14 protein-coding genes are annotated in these 17,736 nt (G+C 60.3%); 9 read left to right on the top strand and 5 right to left on the bottom strand.

Annotation, left to right across the window (positions count from 1 at the left end; translation table 11 throughout):
• The first annotated feature begins 137 nt into the window (after nucleotides 1-137).
• The 7 genes from HU755_RS12990 to HU755_RS12960 all read left to right on the top strand — a co-directional run bounded on the left by HU755_RS12990 (nucleotide 138) and on the right by HU755_RS12960 (nucleotide 8,067).
• Nucleotides 138-653, top strand: a complete 516-nt coding sequence (locus tag HU755_RS12990; protein ID WP_186547026.1) for a DUF2059 domain-containing protein — start codon at nucleotides 138-140, stop codon at nucleotides 651-653.
• 12 nt (nucleotides 654-665) lie between these two features.
• A complete protein-coding gene (locus HU755_RS12985) occupies nucleotides 666-965 on the top strand; it encodes a BolA family transcriptional regulator (protein WP_186547027.1) in 300 nt (99 codons plus the stop codon).
• Between the two features lie 274 nt (nucleotides 966-1,239).
• On the top strand, nucleotides 1,240-2,181 hold the full coding sequence (locus HU755_RS12980) for a rhodanese-related sulfurtransferase (RefSeq protein WP_186633159.1): 942 nt from the start codon (nucleotides 1,240-1,242) through the stop codon (nucleotides 2,179-2,181).
• Between the two features lie 35 nt (nucleotides 2,182-2,216).
• A complete protein-coding gene (locus HU755_RS12975; RefSeq protein ID WP_186633355.1) occupies nucleotides 2,217-2,819 on the top strand; it encodes a DsbA family protein in 603 nt (200 codons plus the stop codon).
• Nucleotides 2,812-4,629: an ATP-binding cassette domain-containing protein gene (locus tag HU755_RS12970; RefSeq protein ID WP_186633156.1), complete on the top strand. Its 1,818-nt coding sequence runs from the start codon at nucleotides 2,812-2,814 to the stop codon at nucleotides 4,627-4,629. Before HU755_RS12975 ends, HU755_RS12970 begins: the two co-directional genes overlap by 8 nt.
• A gap of 137 nt (nucleotides 4,630-4,766) precedes the next feature.
• On the top strand, nucleotides 4,767-7,226 hold the full coding sequence (locus tag HU755_RS12965) for an EAL domain-containing protein (RefSeq protein WP_186633153.1): 2,460 nt from the start codon (nucleotides 4,767-4,769) through the stop codon (nucleotides 7,224-7,226).
• Nucleotides 7,227-7,272: 46 nt separating this feature from the next.
• Nucleotides 7,273-8,067 carry an iron-containing redox enzyme family protein gene (locus HU755_RS12960; protein WP_186633150.1) on the top strand — a complete coding sequence of 265 codons (795 nt, stop codon included), beginning with the start codon at nucleotides 7,273-7,275 and terminating at the stop codon, nucleotides 8,065-8,067.
• Between the two features lie 136 nt (nucleotides 8,068-8,203).
• On the opposite strand, the gene HU755_RS12955 is transcribed toward HU755_RS12960, so the two are convergent.
• From HU755_RS12955 to HU755_RS12935, 5 genes are all read right to left on the bottom strand, one after another.
• Nucleotides 8,204-9,130, bottom strand: a complete 927-nt coding sequence (locus tag HU755_RS12955; RefSeq protein ID WP_186547032.1) for a GGDEF domain-containing protein — start codon at nucleotides 9,128-9,130, stop codon at nucleotides 8,204-8,206.
• Between the two features lie 361 nt (nucleotides 9,131-9,491).
• Complete coding sequence (locus HU755_RS12950) at nucleotides 9,492-10,232, bottom strand: YciK family oxidoreductase (protein ID WP_186633147.1); 741 nt, start codon at nucleotides 10,230-10,232, stop codon at nucleotides 9,492-9,494.
• Between the two features lie 181 nt (nucleotides 10,233-10,413).
• Nucleotides 10,414-11,085, bottom strand: a complete 672-nt coding sequence (mupP, locus tag HU755_RS12945; RefSeq protein ID WP_186547034.1) for an N-acetylmuramic acid 6-phosphate phosphatase MupP — start codon at nucleotides 11,083-11,085, stop codon at nucleotides 10,414-10,416.
• Nucleotides 11,086-11,089: 4 nt separating this feature from the next.
• Nucleotides 11,090-11,788, bottom strand: coding sequence for a bifunctional 2-polyprenyl-6-hydroxyphenol methylase/3-demethylubiquinol 3-O-methyltransferase UbiG (gene ubiG, locus HU755_RS12940; protein ID WP_186547035.1), 699 nt, complete (start codon nucleotides 11,786-11,788; stop codon nucleotides 11,090-11,092).
• Between the two features lie 57 nt (nucleotides 11,789-11,845).
• The gene (locus tag HU755_RS12935; protein ID WP_186633144.1) at nucleotides 11,846-13,180 is read right to left on the bottom strand and encodes a TRZ/ATZ family hydrolase; all 1,335 of its coding nucleotides are present in this window, start codon (nucleotides 13,178-13,180) and stop codon (nucleotides 11,846-11,848) included.
• Between the two features lie 108 nt (nucleotides 13,181-13,288).
• On the opposite strand from HU755_RS12935, the gene mtnA reads away from it, so the two are divergent.
• Together mtnA and gyrA are read left to right on the top strand one after the other, a co-directional pair.
• The gene (gene mtnA, locus HU755_RS12930) at nucleotides 13,289-14,365 is read left to right on the top strand and encodes an S-methyl-5-thioribose-1-phosphate isomerase (RefSeq protein WP_186633141.1); all 1,077 of its coding nucleotides are present in this window, start codon (nucleotides 13,289-13,291) and stop codon (nucleotides 14,363-14,365) included.
• A 424-nt stretch (nucleotides 14,366-14,789) separates the two neighbouring features.
• Entirely contained in the window at nucleotides 14,790-17,564 is a 2,775-nt protein-coding gene (gene gyrA / locus HU755_RS12925; protein ID WP_186633139.1) for a DNA gyrase subunit A, read from the top strand.
• Nucleotides 17,565-17,736: the final 172 nt, after the last annotated feature.

The following is a 17,736-nucleotide window of genomic DNA, read 5'->3' as shown; positions in this document are numbered from 1 at the left end:
GTTCCATCGGCTCGATTGTTGACCGCAAAACCGGGCCAATCAAGCGCGGCAAGGGTCGGGGGTTGAGCCATAGCGTTTTTTAGGCGCAGAATGGTCGCCCTTGGGGTTTGACCTCGCTTTGCTTAAAAGGAAACTCGATGACTCGTCTTCGTGCCATCTGTACCGCGGTTGCACTGGTTTGCGCCAGCGGCCAGGTGCTTGCCGATACCGCCAGCCACAACGCCAGTGCCGAAGCTTTCCTGACGCTGGCTCACGCTGACAAACTGGGCACTCCGGTGTACATGCAAGTGCAGCAAATGTTCGCTCAGCGCTTCGAGCAGACCAAAGCCCCTGAGGCCAAGAAAGCCGTACTGGAAACCTATCAGGCCAAGGCCAACGCCGCGCTGGACCAGGCCATCGGCTGGAACAAGCTGAAGCCGGACATGGTCAAGCTCTACACCAGTAACTTCAGCGAATCCGAGCTCAAGGATCTGGTTGCTTTCTACAAGTCGCCACTGGGCAAGAAAGTCCTGGAAAAAATGCCGCAGCTGACCCAGCAATCGGCGCAGATGACCCAGGGCAAACTGGAAAGCGCCGTACCGGTCGTCAACAAACTGCTCGACGACATGACCAAAGAGCTGACCCCTGCCGCTGCACCGGCCAAGAAGAAGTAAGCGGAGTTCGTGATGACCATGCAACAACGCATCGAATCGACGCTGGGCCTGCTTCAGCCTGAGCATCTGCAAGTGCTGGACGAAAGCCACATGCACAGCCGCGGGTTACAGACTCACTTCAAGGCTGTGGTGGTCAGTGCGCAGTTCGAAGGCCTGAACCGGGTCAAGCGCCACCAGAAAGTCTACGGCACGCTCGGCGAGCTGATGGGCGAGTTCCATGCGTTGGCGCTGCACACCTACACCCCGCGGGAATGGGCAGAGACCGGCGCCGCCCCGGCGTCGCCGACCTGTGCCGGCGGTAGCAAACACTGAGAACGGCGAGGGCTGCTGTTGTGGCGAGGGAGCTGGCTCCCGCTGGAGTGCCCAGCATTCCCATACTGGCAAAAGTGCGCTGATTGAAGAGGTGCGTTTGCTGGTTTTATGACTGCTTCGCAGCCAGGCGGGAGCAAGCTCCCTCGCCACAGAGATATCAGTGCATCCTCAACCGATCGTGTTTTTGCTAGAATCCGCAACGCGCCGCTTAGCCGGCGCGTTTTTTTTGAATCCGGTTCACCCTTTGCGAGGGTAGCCACCTGGAGAAATACCCATGACACAACCGATTGTCGTGGCGGCACTGTACAAGTTCGTCACCCTCGAAGATTACGTCAACCTGCGCGAGCCACTGCTGCAAGCGATGGTCGACAACGGCATCAAAGGCACTCTGCTGATCGCCGAAGAAGGCATCAACGGCACGGTCTCCGGCACCCGCGAAGGCATTGACGGCCTGCTCGCCTGGCTGAAGAACGATCCACGCATGGTCGACATCGACCACAAGGAATCGTACTGCGACGAGCAGCCGTTCTATCGCACCAAGGTCAAGCTGAAAAAAGAAATCGTCACCCTGGGCGTCGAAGGCGTCGACCCGAACAAAAAGGTCGGCACCTACGTTGAGCCGCAAGACTGGAATGCGCTGATCAGCGATCCGGAAGTGCTGCTGATCGACACGCGCAACGATTACGAAGTGTCGATCGGCACGTTCGAAGGCGCCATCGATCCGAAAACCACCAGTTTTCGCGAATTTCCCGACTATATCAAAGAACATTTCGACCCGGCCGTGCACAAGAAGGTCGCGATGTTCTGCACCGGCGGTATTCGTTGCGAGAAAGCCTCGAGCTACATGCTCGGCGAAGGTTTCGAAGAGGTTTATCACCTCAAGGGCGGCATCCTGAAGTACCTGGAAGAAGTACCGCAGGAAGAGACCAAGTGGCGCGGCGACTGCTTCGTCTTCGACAACCGCGTGACCGTGCGCCACGACTTGACGGAAGGCGACTACGATCAATGTCATGCCTGCCGCACGCCGGTCAGCGTGGAAGATCGCGCCTGCGAACACTACGTGGCCGGCATCAGTTGTCCGCATTGCTGGGACAAGCTCAGCGAGAAAACCCGGCGCAGCGCCATCGATCGGCAAAAGCAGATCGAACTGGCCAAGGCGCGCAACCAGCCGCACCCGATCGGCTACAACTATAAGCAAGCATCCACCGAGGCTTAACCATGTCCGCGCGCCTGCTCTATGTGATGGATCCGATGTGTTCCTGGTGCTGGGGGTTCGCTCCGGTCGCCAAGGCACTGGTCGAGCAGGCGCAGGCCGGCGGAGTCGAGCTGCATCTGGTGGTCGGTGGTTTGCGCACCGGCAGTGGTTCGGCGCTGGAGCCGACCACGCGGCGCTACATTCTGGAGCACTGGCAAGCGGTCACCGAGGCCACCGGCCAGCCGTTCAGATTCGATGGCGCGTTGCCTGACGGTTTTGTCTACGACACTGAGCCGGCCTGTCGCGCCATCGTCACCGCGCGCAGTCTGGCGCCGGATTGTGCATGGACACTGGTCGGGCTGATCCAGCAGGCGTTTTACGCTGAAGGCCGCGATGTCACCCAGGCCAGCGTGCTGGTTGAGCTGGCCGAACAGGCCGGGGTGCCGCGCATCGAGTTCGCCGAGCATTTTGATCACGCCGATCAGCACAAGGCGACTCAGGCCGATTTCAGCTGGGTGCAGGATCTGGGCATCGCCGGGTTTCCGACCCTGCTGGCCGAGCGCAACGGCCAATTGGCGCTGTTGACCAACGGCTATCAACCGCTCAGCGAGCTGTCGCCGTTGCTCGGCCGCTGGCTGGAGCGTGCGGCCTGTGTCTGATCTGGCCGATGACACGCCAGGCGTAACGCGTATCGACCGGCTGAGCTGGGCGGAAGTCCGGCGGCTGGCGCTGCATCACAAAAAATCGCTGTGGATCGCCAACGGCGTGGCCGTGCTGGCGACGCTGTGCAGCGTGCCGATTCCTTTGCTGCTGCCATTGCTGGTCGACGAAGTCCTGCTCGGCCACGGCGATGCTGCGTTGAAAGTCATGAATCATTTCCTGCCGAGCATGTGGCAGCAGGCGGCGGGCTATATCGGCCTGATGCTGCTGGTGACCCTGACCTTGCGTTGCGGCGCCCTGTGTTTTGGCGTGTTGCAGTCACGGCTGTTCGCGCGGTTGGCCAAGGACATCGTCTATCGCATTCGCGTGCGTCTGATCGAGCGACTCAAGCGCATCTCCCTCGGTGAATACGAAAGCCTGGGCAGCGGCACGGTGACCACGCATCTGGTCACCGACCTGGATACCCTGGACAAGTTTGTCGGCGAAACCCTCAGTCGTTTTCTGGTGGCGATGCTGACCCTGGTCGGCACCGCGAGCATTCTGATGTGGATGCACTGGAAGCTGGCGCTGTTGATCCTGCTGTTCAATCCGCTGGTGATCTACGCCACGGTGCAGTTGGGCAAACGGGTCAAGCACCTGAAGAAGCTTGAGAACGACAGCACCTCGCGCTTCACTCAGGCGCTGAGCGAAACCCTCGATGCGATTCAGGAAGTGCGTGCCGGCAACCGTCAGGGGTATTTCCTCGGCAGGCTCGGATTGCGTGCACAGGAGGTGCGCAACTACGCGGTCAACTCGCAGTGGAAAACCGACGCCTCCAATCGTGCCAGTGGCTTGCTGTTCCAGTTCGGTATCGACATCTTCCGCGCCGCAGCGATGCTCACCGTGCTGTTTTCCGACCTGTCGATCGGGCAGATGCTCGCGGTGTTCAGTTACCTGTGGTTCATGATCGGCCCGGTGGAACAACTGCTCAATCTGCAATACGCCTATTACGCGGCGGGCGGGGCGCTGGCGCGGATCAACGAGCTGCTGGCGCGCGCCGACGAGCCGCAGTACCCGGGCGGTGTCGATCCGTTCAAGGGACGCGACACCGTGGGCATCGAAGTGCAGGGCCTGAGTTTCGGTTATGGCGACGAACTGGTGCTGGATCAGATGAACCTGTCCATTGCGCCCGGTGAAAAAGTCGCGATCGTTGGCGCCAGTGGCGGCGGCAAAAGTACCCTGGTGCAACTGCTCCTGGGGCTGTACACACCGTTGGCCGGGAGCATCCGTTTCGGCGGTTCGACCCAGCAGGAAATCGGCCTGGAGACGGTCCGCGAGAATGTCGCGGTGGTGCTGCAGCATCCGGCGCTGTTCAACGACAGCGTGCGCGCCAACCTGACCATGGGCCGGCCCCGTACTGACGAAGCCTGTTGGCAGGCGCTGGAAATTGCGCAAATGGCCGCGACTATCCGGGCGTTGCCCGATGGCCTCGACAGCATCGTCGGGCGTTCCGGTGTGCGTTTGTCGGGCGGCCAGCGGCAACGGCTGGCGATTGCGCGGATGATTCTCGCCGAACCGCGGGTGGTGATTCTCGACGAAGCCACGTCGGCTCTTGATGCCGCCACCGAATACAACCTGCACCAAGCGATGGCGAAGTTTCTCAATGGCCGCACCACGCTGATCATTGCCCATCGCCTGTCGGCGGTGAAACAGGCGGACCGGGTGCTGGTGTTTGACGGCGGGCAGATCGCCGAGGACGGCGACCATCGCCAACTGATTGCCGACGGCGGTCTTTACGCCAAGCTCTACGGCAACTTGCAACAGCACTGATCGAAACACTTGCTGGCCTGTCAGACGTTCTACGCGTGGTGTAAAGCCGCGCCTTGCCTTGCGCGAGAACCCCACCTAGTCTCGTCATAGCGATTTCGTCCGGAAGGCGAGCGGGCAGTGCTCATGCAAGGAATCTCATGAAGCAAAAGCAGACTCTGGGAACGCCACGGTTGTTGGGTATCGTCTGGCCTTTTATTGCTGTCGTGGTGTTCCAGGCGTTATTGGGCGGTGTGAGTCTTTATGTACTCTCGGCCGTTCGCGGCTATGTTGCCGGCGAAAGCCTGTGGTCCAAGGGCCAGAAAGATGCCATCTATTATCTGAACCTCTACGCCGATAGCCGGGACGAGGCGATTTACCACAAGTACCTGACGGCGATTGCCGTGCCTCAAGGCGGGCACCAGTTGCGTCTGGCGCTCGACCGCCAGCCGCCGGACCTGCCGGCCGCGCGCGAGGGCATTCTCAAGGGCGGCAATCACCCCGACGATGTCTCCAGCCTGATCTGGCTATACCTCAATTTCCGTCATTTCAGTTATCTCGAAACCGCGATCGATCGCTGGACCGTTGGCGACGCCTATCTCGACCGATTGCATGAAGTTGCGCAGGAAATGCATCAGCGCATCACCCGCAATGAAGCGACCTCCGGCGATGTTCAGCGCTGGAAAGTGCAGATCTTCTCCATCAACGACGCGGTGACGCCGGCCGCCAGGGCGTTCAGCGATGCCCTGGGCGAAGGGTCGCGGGTCATCATGCGTTTGCTCTTGTTCATCAACCTGGCCACTGCGCTGGGGCTGATCGTGCTGGCGCTGTGGCGCACGCACAAGCTGCTCAAGCAGCGGCATGCGTTTGCCCAGGCACTGCAACTGGAAAAGGACCGTGCGCACATCACGTTGCAATCAATTGGCGATGGCGTCATCACCACGGACGTCAGCGGTGCGATCGATTACATGAACCCCGCTGCCGAAGCCATGACGCACTGGAAGGCCGAGCAGGCTGCGGGCCTGCCACTGGCCGCGTTGTTCAATCTGCTCGATGACAACGCCCAGACCGAAGGCCTGACGCTGATCGAACACATCCTCAGCGGTCAGCTCAGCGGCGGCAGCGAACATTCGAAGCTGATCCAGCGCCTGGATGGCAGCACTGTGTCGGTTACGCTGGTGGGCGCGCCGATCCGCAATGCCGGTAAGGTCAGCGGCACGGTGCTGGTGTTGCACGACATGACCCAGGAGCGGCAGTACATTGCCAACCTGTCCTGGCAAGCCACGCATGATGCGCTGACCGGGTTGGCCAACCGCCGGGAATTCGAGTATCGCCTGGAGCAGGCGCTGCACAACCTTACGCGCCAGGCGGGGCGGCACGCGTTGATGTTCCTCGATCTGGATCAGTTCAAGCTGGTCAACGACACCTGCGGCCATGCGGCAGGCGATGAGCTGTTGCGCCACATCTGTACGCTGTTGCAGTCGGGCTTGCGCGAGGGCGACACCTTGGCGCGGCTGGGCGGCGATGAGTTCGGCATTCTGCTGGAAAACTGTCCACCGGACGCTGCGGAAAAAATTGCCGAAAGCCTGCGCCAGACAGTACAGAATCTGCATTTTGTCTGGAAAGGGCGGCCCTTCCTGACCACTGTCAGTATCGGCCTGGTGCACATCACCCAGGCGCCGACCACGCTCGAAACGTCACTGCGGGCGGCCGATATGGCGTGCTACATGGCCAAGGAAAAAGGCCGCAACCGCGTGCAGGTCTATCATGCCGACGATTCCGAACTGTCGCTGCGCTTTGGTGAAATGGCCTGGGTGCAGCGTCTGCACATGGCGCTGGAAGAGAACCGCTTCTGTCTGTACGCCCAGGAAATCGCGCCGCTCAAGCAACAGGACGGCGAGCGCGGGCACATTGAAATTCTCTTGCGTCTGCATGATGAGTCCGGGCGAATGATTTTGCCTGACAGTTTTATTCCCGCCGCCGAGCGTTATAGCTTGATGAGCCAGTTAGACCGTTGGGTGGTGCAAAACGTATTTAAGGTTATTGCCCAATGTATTGCCGAGGAACATCAAGAACCGTTGGCAATGTGTGCGATTAATCTGTCAGGCATTACTATAGGAGATGACGCCTTTTTGCACTTTCTGCGCGAACAGTTTGTTAACTACGCTATACCGCCTGAAATGATTTGTTTTGAAATTACTGAAACCAGTGCTATTTCAAATTTAGGCAGTGCAATTAGATTTATTAATGAACTCAAAGGCTTAGGTTGTTACTTCTCGCTGGATGACTTTTGTGCCGGAATGTCTTCATTCGCTTACTTGAAACATTTGCCTGTAGACTTCCTGAAGATCGACGGGAGTTTCGTCAAGGATATGCTGGACGACCCGATTAACCGGGCCATGGTCGAAGTGATCAATCACATCGGGCATGTCATGGGGAAGCGGACAATTGCCGAGTTTGTTGAAACTGTCCAGATCGAACAGGCGTTGCTTGAAATCGGTGTGGATTACGCTCAGGGTTATGTCATCGAGCGTCCGCAGTTGTTTACCTGTGACAGTTTGCGCAGTCGCCCCGCCAGGCCGCAGCCGCTGTTATTCAAAGCGCCTGGTACGTTCCGTTGAAGTCTCTCGCCGATCCTTGCCATCACAACTCAAAAGGAGCCGAACAGTGATCGACACATTCAACCGAGCCGGACCGCTCATGGAAGCCGCCAGTTATCCCGCCTGGGCACAACAGTTGATCCAGGATTGCAGCGAGAGCAAACGCCGGGTTGTCGAACATGAACTTTATGTGCGCATGCGTGACAACAAACTCAGCGCTAAAACCATGCGTCAGTACCTGATCGGGGGCTGGCCGGTGGTCGAGCAGTTTGCGCTGTACATGGCGCAGAACCTGGCCAAAACCCGCTTCGCCCGACATCCGGGCGAAGACATGGCGCGGCGCTGGCTGATGCGCAACATTCGTGTCGAACTCAATCACGCCGATTACTGGCTGAACTGGAGCCGGGCGCACGGTGTGAGTCTGGAGGATCTCCAGGCGCAACAGGTGCCGCCGGAGCTGCACGCCTTGAGTCATTGGTGCTGGCACACCAGCGCTGCCGACTCGCTGATCGTGGCCATCGCGGCGACCAACTATGCGATCGAGGGCGCGACGGGCGAGTGGTCGGCGCTGGTCTGCTCAAGCGGCGTCTATGCGGCGGCGTTCCCCGAAGAGGAGCGCAAGCGGGCGATGAAGTGGTTGAAGATGCACGCCCAGTACGACGATGCTCATCCGTGGGAAGCGCTGGAAATCATCTGCACCCTGGCCGGGATGAACCCGAGCAAGGCCTTGCAGACCGAGTTGCGCCAGGCGATTTGCAAGAGCTATGACTACATGTACCTGTTCCTGGAGCGGTGCATGCAGCTCGAAACCTCTGAGCGTCTGCTGGTCAATCGGGAGCGCAGAACTGTCGTCGAGAGCTGACCTTCAAAGCGATGGATAACCATGTAGGAGTGAGCCTGCTCGCGATAGCGGTGTGTCAGTCGATAAATTTATTGTCTGATACGCCGAATCGCGAGCAAGCCCGCTCCCACAATTGCTGTGTGGTGGTCGAAAAGGTTTAGCCTGCCATTGCCAGGCGATTACGCCCCTCGCGTTTCGCCACATACAGCGCACTGTCGGCGCGACGCAGCAAGCTGTCAGCCGACTCGCCCGGCAGCAAGGTGGAGCAGCCCAGGCTCACCGTCAGTTCAATCAATTGTCCATCCGCGTAGTACTCCGCCGCCTGCGTCGCGTAGCGCAGACGCTCGCCGACCATCGCCGCCGCCTCCCGGCTGGTGTTCGACAGCAGGACCAGAAATTCTTCGCCCCCATAACGGAACACCATGTCGACGTTGCGCAGTTGCGCCTTGATCGTCGCGGCGATCGCCTTGAGCACATCGTCGCCCGCGCTGTGGCCGTGACTGTCATTGACCCGTTTGAAATGATCGATATCGAGCATCAGCACCGACAACGGTTGCTGATGGCGGCGCGACATATCGATCTCGCGCTGCAAGGTCTGCTCCATCGCAATCCGGTTACCGGCACCGGTCAGCGGGTCGCGCAGGGCGCTCTGGGTGGCGGCGCGATAAAGCAGGGCGTTGCGCATCGGATAAAGAAGGGATGACAGCAGGGATTCGAGGTCGCCTTGTTCCTTGTCGTTGAAGCGCTGGTTGCGGCGAAACACCAGTTCGCCCATCTGCTCACCTTCGTGACTGAGGCTGTAGCTGAGCGAGTGGTGACCGCGCGTGCCGAACTCAAGGCGCAGGTCGCTTGCCTGATGCACATAACTCAGGGCATCGAGCGGTACCAGGCGTTGGGCTTCGCGGAAAAACAGGCCAAGGATGCGTTGCGGCTCAAGGCTGGTTTGCAGCTGCAGGCTCATTTGCTGGCGCAGTTGCGCAAGACTGGCCGGGCGCTCCAGCAGAGGGGGCAACTGACCAAAGCCCAGGCGCTGCAATTTGGCACTGTCAAAGTCAATTGCATGGGTCTGGGAGGGTGGTTTCATATGGCGTGAGCCCCTAAGCAGTAGATCTGTCTTACAGGCTGGGTGAGAGCGGCTGTGGGCTGCGCGTCATACTGATCCATCAGTCCCATAGGACGTTTGGCGTAAGTTTAGTCTGCCTGATCACGATGAGTCAGCTATCGAAATCGGCCTTGCCCGACTGCCTTCACACGGCATGCTTTGAAGGAAGTTAGAGCGAAAGTCGTGCCATTCGGTTCGCTTTTATTTAAACCCTTTCGAATCAGTTAGTTGGCAACGAAGTGTCAAGAGAGGTGGTGGGAAATTGACTGATTTGTGACGCGCGGATCCGGCAAATGTTCGCCGCGACAGGAATCTGCCGCGGCAACAAAAGCGACGTGTGGCACTACTGGGCGTTGAAAGCCTGGCCGTTTATCCCGGTACTGTCAGGCCCCATCAGGTACAGGTACACCGGCATGATCTCTTCCGGCGTCGGGTTGTTCAGCGGGTTTTCCCCCGGATAGGCCTGGGCGCGCATGCTCGTGCGAGTCCCGCCGGGGTTGATGCTGTTGGAGCGCACCGGTGCCACGCCCTCGACTTCATCGGCCAGGGTTTGCATCAAGCCTTCGGTGGCAAACTTCGACACGCCGTAGGCGCCCCAATAAGCTCGGCCCTTGCGTCCGACGCTGCTTGAAGTGAACACCACTGAAGCGTCCTGCGACAGCTTGAGCAACGGCAGCAAGGTGCTGGTCAGCATGAACATGGCGTTGACGTTGACCTGCATGACGCGCATGAAATTGTCGCCGGACAGTTGCTCGATGGGCGTGCGCGGACCAATGATCGAGGCGTTGTGCAGCAGACCGTCGAGATGGCCGAACTCGGTTTCGATCATCGCCGCCAGCTCATCGTACTGATGGGGCAGGGCGGTCTCGAGATTGAACGGAATCACCGCCGGTTGCGGATGGCCCGCGGCTTCGATCTCATCGTAGACCTGCGTCAGATTGGCTTCGGTCTTGCCCAGCAGCAACACGGTCGCGCCGTGGGCGGCGTAGGTTTTCGCCGCGACCGCACCGATGCCACGCCCGGCGCCGGTGACCAGAATGACCCGATCCTTGAGCAATTCGGGACGAGCGGAATAATCAAACATAAAAACCTCACAATCCATTTCGTGAAGACCTGCTTCACCTGTAGTGAGGGGATTTATCCCCCTTCAGCGGCGAAGCCGTCGCAAAACCTGCCTGTCATATCATGCGGATGAAAGCGGGGGCCGCTTCGCAGCCCAGCGGGGATAAATCCCCTCGCCACAAGGGCATCCTGCAACAGTCAGGTCAGCAGCTGCAGAGCGCGCTGTCGAGCACTTTGCGCAACTCCAGCGGATGATCCACCACCACGTCCGCGCCCCAATGCCGCGGGTTGTCGTCCGGGTGAATGTAGCCATAGGTCACCGCCGCGGTTTTGGTCCCGGCGTCGCGGCCCGACTCGATATCACGCAGATCATCGCCGATAAACAGCACGGTCGACGGATCCAGATCAAGCATCTTGCACGCGAGGATCAGCGGCTCCGGATCCGGCTTGCTGTTCTTCACGTGGTCGGGGCAAATCAATAACGCCGAGCGCTCGGCCAGCCCCAGCCGTTGCATGATCGGCTCGGCGAAGCGCACCGGTTTGTTGGTGACCACGCCCCAGATCAGGTTGGCGCTCTCGATGTCGGCCAGCAGCTCGGCCATGCCGTCGAACAGTTTGCTGTGCACCGCGCAGCCGACCAGATAGCGCTCGAGAAACTCCTGACGCAGCTCCTCGAAACCCGGCGACTCCGGGTCCATGGAAAAGGTCACCGCGACCATGGCTTTGGCGCCGCCGGAAATCTCGTCGCGGATGTGCTTGTCATCGATCGGCGGCAGGCCGCGATCCGCGCGCATCGCCTGACAGATGGCGATGAAGTCCGGCGCCGTGTCGAGCAGGGTGCCGTCCATGTCGAAAAGTACCGCTCTGATCGCCATCGGCTTATTCCTCGCGCAGGGTCTGGATCATGTAGTTGACGTCAACGTCGTTGCCCAACTTGTAGTGCTTGGTCAGCGGGTTGTAGGTCAGGCCGATGATGTCTTTGACGGTCAGGCCGGCCATGCGGCTCCAGGCACCGAGCTCGGACGGGCGGATGAATTTCTTGAAGTCGTGGGTGCCGCGCGGCAACAGCTTCATGATGTATTCGGCGCCGATGATGGCGAACAGGTACGCCTTCGGGTTGCGGTTGATGGTCGAGAAAAACACCTGGCCGCCCGGCTTGACCATGCGGAAGCAGGCGCGAATCACCGAGGACGGATCCGGCACGTGTTCAAGCATCTCCAGGCAGGTGACGACGTCGAACTGCTCGGGCATTTCTTCGGCCAGGGCTTCGGCGGTGATCTGCCGGTATTCGACGCTGACACCGGATTCCAGCTGATGCAGTTGCGCGACCGCCAGTGGCGCTTCGCCCATGTCGATGCCCATCACGGTGGCGCCGCGTTGCGCCATGGCTTCGCTGAGGATGCCGCCGCCGCAGCCGACGTCGAGGACTTTCTTGCCGGCCAGATTGACCCGCTCGTCAATCCAGTTGACCCGCAGCGGGTTGATGTCGTGCAGCGGTTTGAATTCGCTTTCGCGGTCCCACCAGCGATGGGCCAGGGCTTCGAATTTGGCGATTTCGGCGTGGTCGACGTTGCTCATGGTGTATTCCTCTGAAACTTCAAAAGGGCTGTCGCCGCGGCATGTAGGCCGGGGCGTTTACGATTCGGTGTGGCCGCTGATCCGCTGGCCCCAGGCGCGGGCGGTGGCGCCAAGCTGCTGTTCGTCCATGCGGGTCAGACGCCGGTCGTCGAGCAACTGTTTGCCAGCGACCCAAAGGTCTTTCACGCAATCGCGACCGGTGGCATATATAAGCTGCGACACCGGGTCATAGACCGGTTGCTGCGCCAGGCCGGACAGGTCGAACGCGACGATATCGGCGGCTTTGCCGATCTCCAGCGTGCCGACTTGCGTTTCGATGCCCAGTGCCCGGGCGCCGTTGAGCGTGGCCATGCGCAGTGCGCGATGGGCGTCGAGCGCCGTGGCTGAACCCGCGACGGCTTTGGCCAGCAGGGCGGCGGTGCGGGTTTCGCCGAGCAGGTCGAGATCGTTGTTGCTCGCCGCGCCATCGGTGCCGACTGCAACATTGACCCCAGCCTGCCACAAACGCTCGACCGGGCAGAAGCCGCTCGCCAGCTTGAGGTTCGATTCCGGGCAGTGGATCACGCTGCTGTTGCTTTCTACCAGCAAGGCCAGATCGTCATCGCTGATCTGGGTCATGTGCACCGCCTGGAAGCGCGGCCCGAGCAAGCCCAGGCGAGCGAGGCGCGCCAATGGGCGTTCGCCGGTCTGCTCGATGGCTTGCTGCACCTCGAACGCGGTTTCATGCACGTGCATGTGAATCGAGGCGTCCAGTTCCTCGGCGATCACCCGGATTTTTTCCAGGTTCTCGTCGCCGACGGTGTAGGGTGCATGGGGGCCGAAAGTGACCTTGATGCGCTCGTGGTGCTTGAGGTCGCCGAACAACTCGACGCCCTGACGAATGGCTTCGTCGGCGCTGCTGGCGCCCGGGATCGGGAAATCCAGGATGGGAATGGCGATCTGTGCGCGAATGCCGCTGTTATGCACGCGTTCGCTGGCGACTTTCGGGAAGAAGTACATGTCCGAGAAGCATGTGATGCCGCCCTTGATCTGCTCGGCGATCGCCAGGTCGGTGCCGTCGCGGACGAAGTCTTCGTCGACCCATTTGCCTTCGGCCGGCCAGATGTGGTTTTCCAGCCAGGTCATCAGCGGCAAGTCATCGGCCAGGCCGCGGAACAAGGTCATCGCCGCGTGGCCATGGGCATTGATCAGGCCCGGGGCGAGCAGCACGTCCGGCAATTCGCGGACTTCCGTGGCGTTACACTTCAGCGCTTCGGCGCGCGGGCCGATAAACACGATGCGACCGTCGCGGATGCCCAGGCCGTGCGCCTTGAGCACCACGCCTGCGGGTTCGACGGGGACCAGCCAGGTCGGCAGCAATAACAGGTCGAGCGCAATGGCAGGTTTCGGCATCGAGGGTCGGTTCCAGTGCTTTTGTAAAGGATGGCGAAGTATACCCGAGCGTCTTCGCGGGGGGATCGCTATAATCGGCGGCTTTTGTTCATGAGTGCGGGGTGTGGGATGCGCGATCGACTGTTGGCTGCGGAGAAAGTGAAGGCCATCGATTGGCGTGATGGCGCGCTGCACCTGCTGGATCAGCGTATTTTGCCGTTCGAGGAAACCTGGATTGCCTACACCAGCGCCGCCGGCGTGGCCGAGGCGATTCGTTCGATGGTGGTGCGTGGCGCACCGGCCATCGGTATCAGTGCCGCCTACGGTATCGTCCTCGCCGCGCGGGCGCGGATTGCCGAAGGGGGCGACTGGTATGCGGCCCTGGAGGAGGATTTTGCCTTGCTGGCCGATTCGCGTCCGACCGCGGTCAATCTGTTTTGGGCGTTGAACCGCATGCACGACCGCCTCGATCGGCTCAAGGACAATGTCGATCCGCTGGTGGCGCTGGAAGCAGAAGCCATCGCCATTCATGAAAGCGATCGCGAAGCCAACCTGACCATGGCCCAACTGGGCGTCGATCTGATCCGCAAGCATCAGGGCAATGCCCAGGCGATTCTGACCCACTGCAACACGGGCGCGCTGGCCACGGGCGGTTTTGGTACGGCGTTGGGGGTGATTCGTGCCGCGTTTATCGAAGGCATGGTCGAGCGTGTTTACGCCGATGAAACCCGTCCATGGCTGCAGGGTTCGCGCCTGACCGCGTGGGAACTGGCCAATGAAGGGATTCCGGTGACGCTGAACGCCGACTCCGCCGCCGCGCACATCATGAAGACCAAGGGCGTGACCTGGGTGATCGTCGGGGCTGACCGCATCACCGCCAATGGCGATGTGGCGAACAAGATCGGCACCTACCAACTGGCGGTCAATGCGATGCACCACGGCGTGCGCTTCATGGTCGTGGCGCCGAGTTCAACCATCGACATGCACCTGGCCAGCGGCGACGACATTCCGATCGAGGAGCGCGACGGTGCCGAGTTGCTGGAAGTCGGCGGCAAGCGCGTCGGTGCGGACGTTGAGGCGTTCAACCCGGTATTTGATGTCACCCCGGCGGACCTGATCGACGCGATCGTCACCGAGAAAGGCATCGTCGAGCGCCCCGACACGGCGAAAATGGCCCAGTTGATGTGCCGCAAGCGCTTGCATTGAAGGGCTGTGGCGTCTGCAGGGACGCCATCGCGAGCAGGCTCACTCCTACAATTTTGTGTCGAACGCAAATCCTGTAGGCGTGAGCCTGCTCGCGATGAGGCCAGAAAAGTCAATAAACAACCCCAAACCAAGCCAATATTTCACATTCAAAGAAGCTCTGAGCCTCTCTCGTCCCCCTCAAGCCTGTCACCGGTCAACTAACTATGCTCCATGCGCATCTGGGGGATAGGTGCGTGGCGGCCTTTGTGATAACATCCGGCGTTTTCCGAGGCAGCTCCACGGAGCTGTCTTTACTGCGCAAATCCACTCTCCAGATTGTTGATTTGTCGTAAGTCGGCGCATGGCACTCGGCCGGCCCCGACGAGCTTCGTTGCTCCCACATGGATATGACGAAGTTTCACCAGAAAAAGGAATCAGGCTTCTCATGGGCGAACTGGCCAAAGAAATCCTCCCGGTCAATATCGAAGACGAGCTGAAACAGTCCTACCTCGACTACGCAATGAGCGTGATCGTCGGCCGTGCACTGCCGGATGCGCGCGATGGCCTCAAGCCCGTGCACCGTCGCGTACTGTTCGCGATGAGCGAGCTGGGCAACGACTTCAACAAGCCGTACAAGAAATCTGCCCGTGTCGTCGGCGACGTGATCGGTAAGTATCACCCGCACGGTGACACCGCCGTGTACGACACCATCGTCCGCATGGCCCAGCCATTCTCCCTGCGCTATCTGCTGGTCGACGGCCAGGGCAACTTCGGTTCGGTCGACGGCGACAACGCCGCGGCGATGCGATACACCGAAGTGCGCATGACCAAACTGGCGCACGAGCTGCTGGCTGATCTGCACAAGGAAACCGTGGACTGGGTGCCGAACTACGACGGCACCGAACTGATCCCGGCGGTCATGCCGACCCGTGTGCCGAACCTGTTGGTCAACGGTTCCAGCGGTATCGCCGTGGGCATGGCGACCAACATTCCGCCGCACAACCTCGGTGAAGTCATCGACGGTTGCCTGGCCCTGATCGACAATCCCGAGCTGACCGTCGATGAGCTGATGCAATACATCCCCGGTCCGGACTTCCCGACTGCCGCGATCATCAACGGTCGCGCCGGCATCATCGAAGCCTACCGCACCGGTCGCGGCCGCATTTACATGCGTGCCCGCTCGATCATCGAAGACATCGACAAGGTCGGTGGCCGTCAGCAGATCGTTATCACCGAACTCCCTTACCAGTTGAACAAGGCGCGTCTGATCGAGAAGATCGCCGAGCTGGTCAAAGAGAAAAAGCTCGAAGGCATCACCGAACTGCGCGACGAGTCCGACAAGGACGGTATGCGCGTCGTGATCGAGCTGCGTCGCGGCGAAGTGCCTGAGGTCATCCTCAACAACCTCTACGCCCAGACCCAGCTGCAATCGGTGTTCGGTATCAACATCGTTGCGCTGATCGACGGCCGCCCGCGCATCCTCAACCTCAAGGATCTGCTGGAAGCCTTCGTCCGTCACCGTCGCGAAGTCGTCACCCGCCGTACCGTGTTCGAACTGCGCAAGGCGCGCGAGCGTGGCCACATCCTCGAAGGCCAGGCCGTTGCCCTGTCGAACATCGACCCGGTGATCGCCCTGATCAAAGCCTCGCCAACCCCGTCGGAAGCCAAGGAAGCGCTGATCAGCACGCCTTGGGAGTCGTCGGCCGTGGTGGCGATGGTTGAGCGTGCCGGTGCCGATTCGTGCCGTCCGGAAAACCTCGATCCGCAATACGGTCTGCGCGAAGGTAAATACTTCCTCTCGCCAGAACAGGCCCAAGCGATTCTCGAGCTGCGTCTGCACCGTCTGACCGGTCTTGAGCACGAGAAGCTGCTGGCCGAGTATCAAGAGATTCTCAACCAGATCGGCGAGCTGATCCGCATCCTCAACAGCGCCGTGCGCCTGATGGAAGTGATCCGCGAAGAGCTGGAAGTGATCCGCGCCGAATACGGCGACCAGCGCCGCACCGAGATCCTCGATGCCCGTCTGGACCTGACCCTGGGTGACATGATCCCGGAAGAAGAGCGCGTCGTGACCATTTCCCACGGTGGCTACGCCAAGACCCAGCCGCTGGCTGCGTACCAGGCACAGCGTCGTGGCGGTAAAGGCAAGTCGGCCACCGGCGTCAAGGACGAGGACTACATCGCTCACCTGCTGGTCGCCAACAGCCATACCACGCTGCTGCTGTTCTCCAGCAAGGGCAAGGTGTACTGGCTCAAGACCTACGAGATTCCGGAAGCGTCCCGCGCCGCCCGCGGTCGTCCGCTGGTCAACCTGCTGCCATTGAGCGAAGGCGAATACATCACCACGATGCTGCCGGTCGATCTCGAAGCGATGAAGAAACGCGCTGACGAGGAAGAGGCCGAAGGCGTCGAGGCTGACGTTGAAGAAATCGAAAACAGCAACGAGACCGACGAAGAGCGTCGCGCCCGGATCAAGGCTGCCGACCGCAAGAAGGCACCGTTCATCTTCATGTCGACCGCCAACGGTACCGTGAAGAAAACTCCGCTGGTGGCCTTCAGTCGTCAGCGCAGCGTCGGCCTGATCGCGCTGGAGCTGGACGAAGGCGACATTCTGATTTCCGCCGCGATCACCGATGGCGAGCAGGAAATCATGCTGTTCTCCGACGGCGGCAAAGTCACACGCTTCAAGGAATCCGAAGTGCGCGCCATGGGCCGTACCGCTCGTGGCGTACGCGGCATGCGTCTGCCAGAAGGACAGAAGCTGATCTCCATGCTGATCCCGGAAGAAGGCAGCCAGATCCTCACCGCTTCCGAGCGCGGTTATGGCAAGCGCACCGCGATCACCGAGTTCCCTGAATACAAGCGTGGCGGTCAGGGCGTGATCGCCATGGTCAGCAACGAGCGTAACGGCCGTCTGGTTGGCGCGGTTCAGGTGCAGGACGGCGAAGAGATCATGCTGATCTCCGATCAGGGCACCTTGGTTCGCACCCGCGTCGACGAAGTGTCGAGCCTGGGTCGTAACACTCAAGGTGTCACGCTGATCAAGCTGGCCAAGGATGAAACCCTGGTCGGTCTGGAGCGGGTTCAGGAACCTTCGGAAGTCGAAGGTGAAGAGTACGAAGGTGAAGAGGGTGAGGAATTCGATGGCAGTGTCGTGAACAACGATGCTGGCGAAGACCAGCAACTCGACGCCGCAGCTGACGAAGAACCGCAAGAATAAGCGGACAAACAAGGGGGGCGGATGAGAATTCGCCCCCTTGTTATTTGTCCGGTATGAAATATCGTCAGGCACGGAGATTCCCTTGTAGGAGTGAGCCTGCTCGCGATAGCAGTGTGTCAGTCAACGCATGTTTATATGACACACCGCTATCGCGAGCAGGCTCACTCCTACA

This window comes from Pseudomonas sp. SWRI111 (genome assembly GCF_014268555.1).
Taxonomy (GTDB): domain Bacteria; phylum Pseudomonadota; class Gammaproteobacteria; order Pseudomonadales; family Pseudomonadaceae; genus Aquipseudomonas; species Aquipseudomonas hamedanensis.
This window is presented reverse-complemented; position numbering and strand designations above follow the sequence as displayed.

Excerpts from the sequence above, each read along its gene's own strand:
- HU755_RS12990 (WP_186547026.1), top strand. The coding sequence starts at position 138 with ATGACTCGTCTTCGTGCCATCTGTACCGCGGTTGCACTGGTTTGCGCC.
- HU755_RS12985 (WP_186547027.1), top strand. The coding sequence starts at position 666 with ATGACCATGCAACAACGCATCGAATCGACGCTGGGCCTGCTTCAGCCT.
- HU755_RS12980 (WP_186633159.1), top strand. The coding sequence starts at position 1,240 with ATGACACAACCGATTGTCGTGGCGGCACTGTACAAGTTCGTCACCCTC.
- HU755_RS12975 (WP_186633355.1), top strand. The coding sequence starts at position 2,217 with ATGTGTTCCTGGTGCTGGGGGTTCGCTCCGGTCGCCAAGGCACTGGTC.
- HU755_RS12965 (WP_186633153.1), top strand. The coding sequence starts at position 4,767 with ATGAAGCAAAAGCAGACTCTGGGAACGCCACGGTTGTTGGGTATCGTC.
- HU755_RS12955 (WP_186547032.1), bottom strand. The coding sequence starts at position 9,130 with ATGAAACCACCCTCCCAGACCCATGCAATTGACTTTGACAGTGCCAAA.
- HU755_RS12950 (WP_186633147.1), bottom strand. The coding sequence starts at position 10,232 with ATGTTTGATTATTCCGCTCGTCCCGAATTGCTCAAGGATCGGGTCATT.
- mupP (WP_186547034.1), bottom strand. The coding sequence starts at position 11,085 with ATGGCGATCAGAGCGGTACTTTTCGACATGGACGGCACCCTGCTCGAC.
- ubiG (WP_186547035.1), bottom strand. The coding sequence starts at position 11,788 with ATGAGCAACGTCGACCACGCCGAAATCGCCAAATTCGAAGCCCTGGCC.
- HU755_RS12935 (WP_186633144.1), bottom strand. The coding sequence starts at position 13,180 with ATGCCGAAACCTGCCATTGCGCTCGACCTGTTATTGCTGCCGACCTGG.
- mtnA (WP_186633141.1), top strand. The coding sequence starts at position 13,289 with ATGCGCGATCGACTGTTGGCTGCGGAGAAAGTGAAGGCCATCGATTGG.
- gyrA (WP_186633139.1), top strand. The coding sequence starts at position 14,790 with ATGGGCGAACTGGCCAAAGAAATCCTCCCGGTCAATATCGAAGACGAG.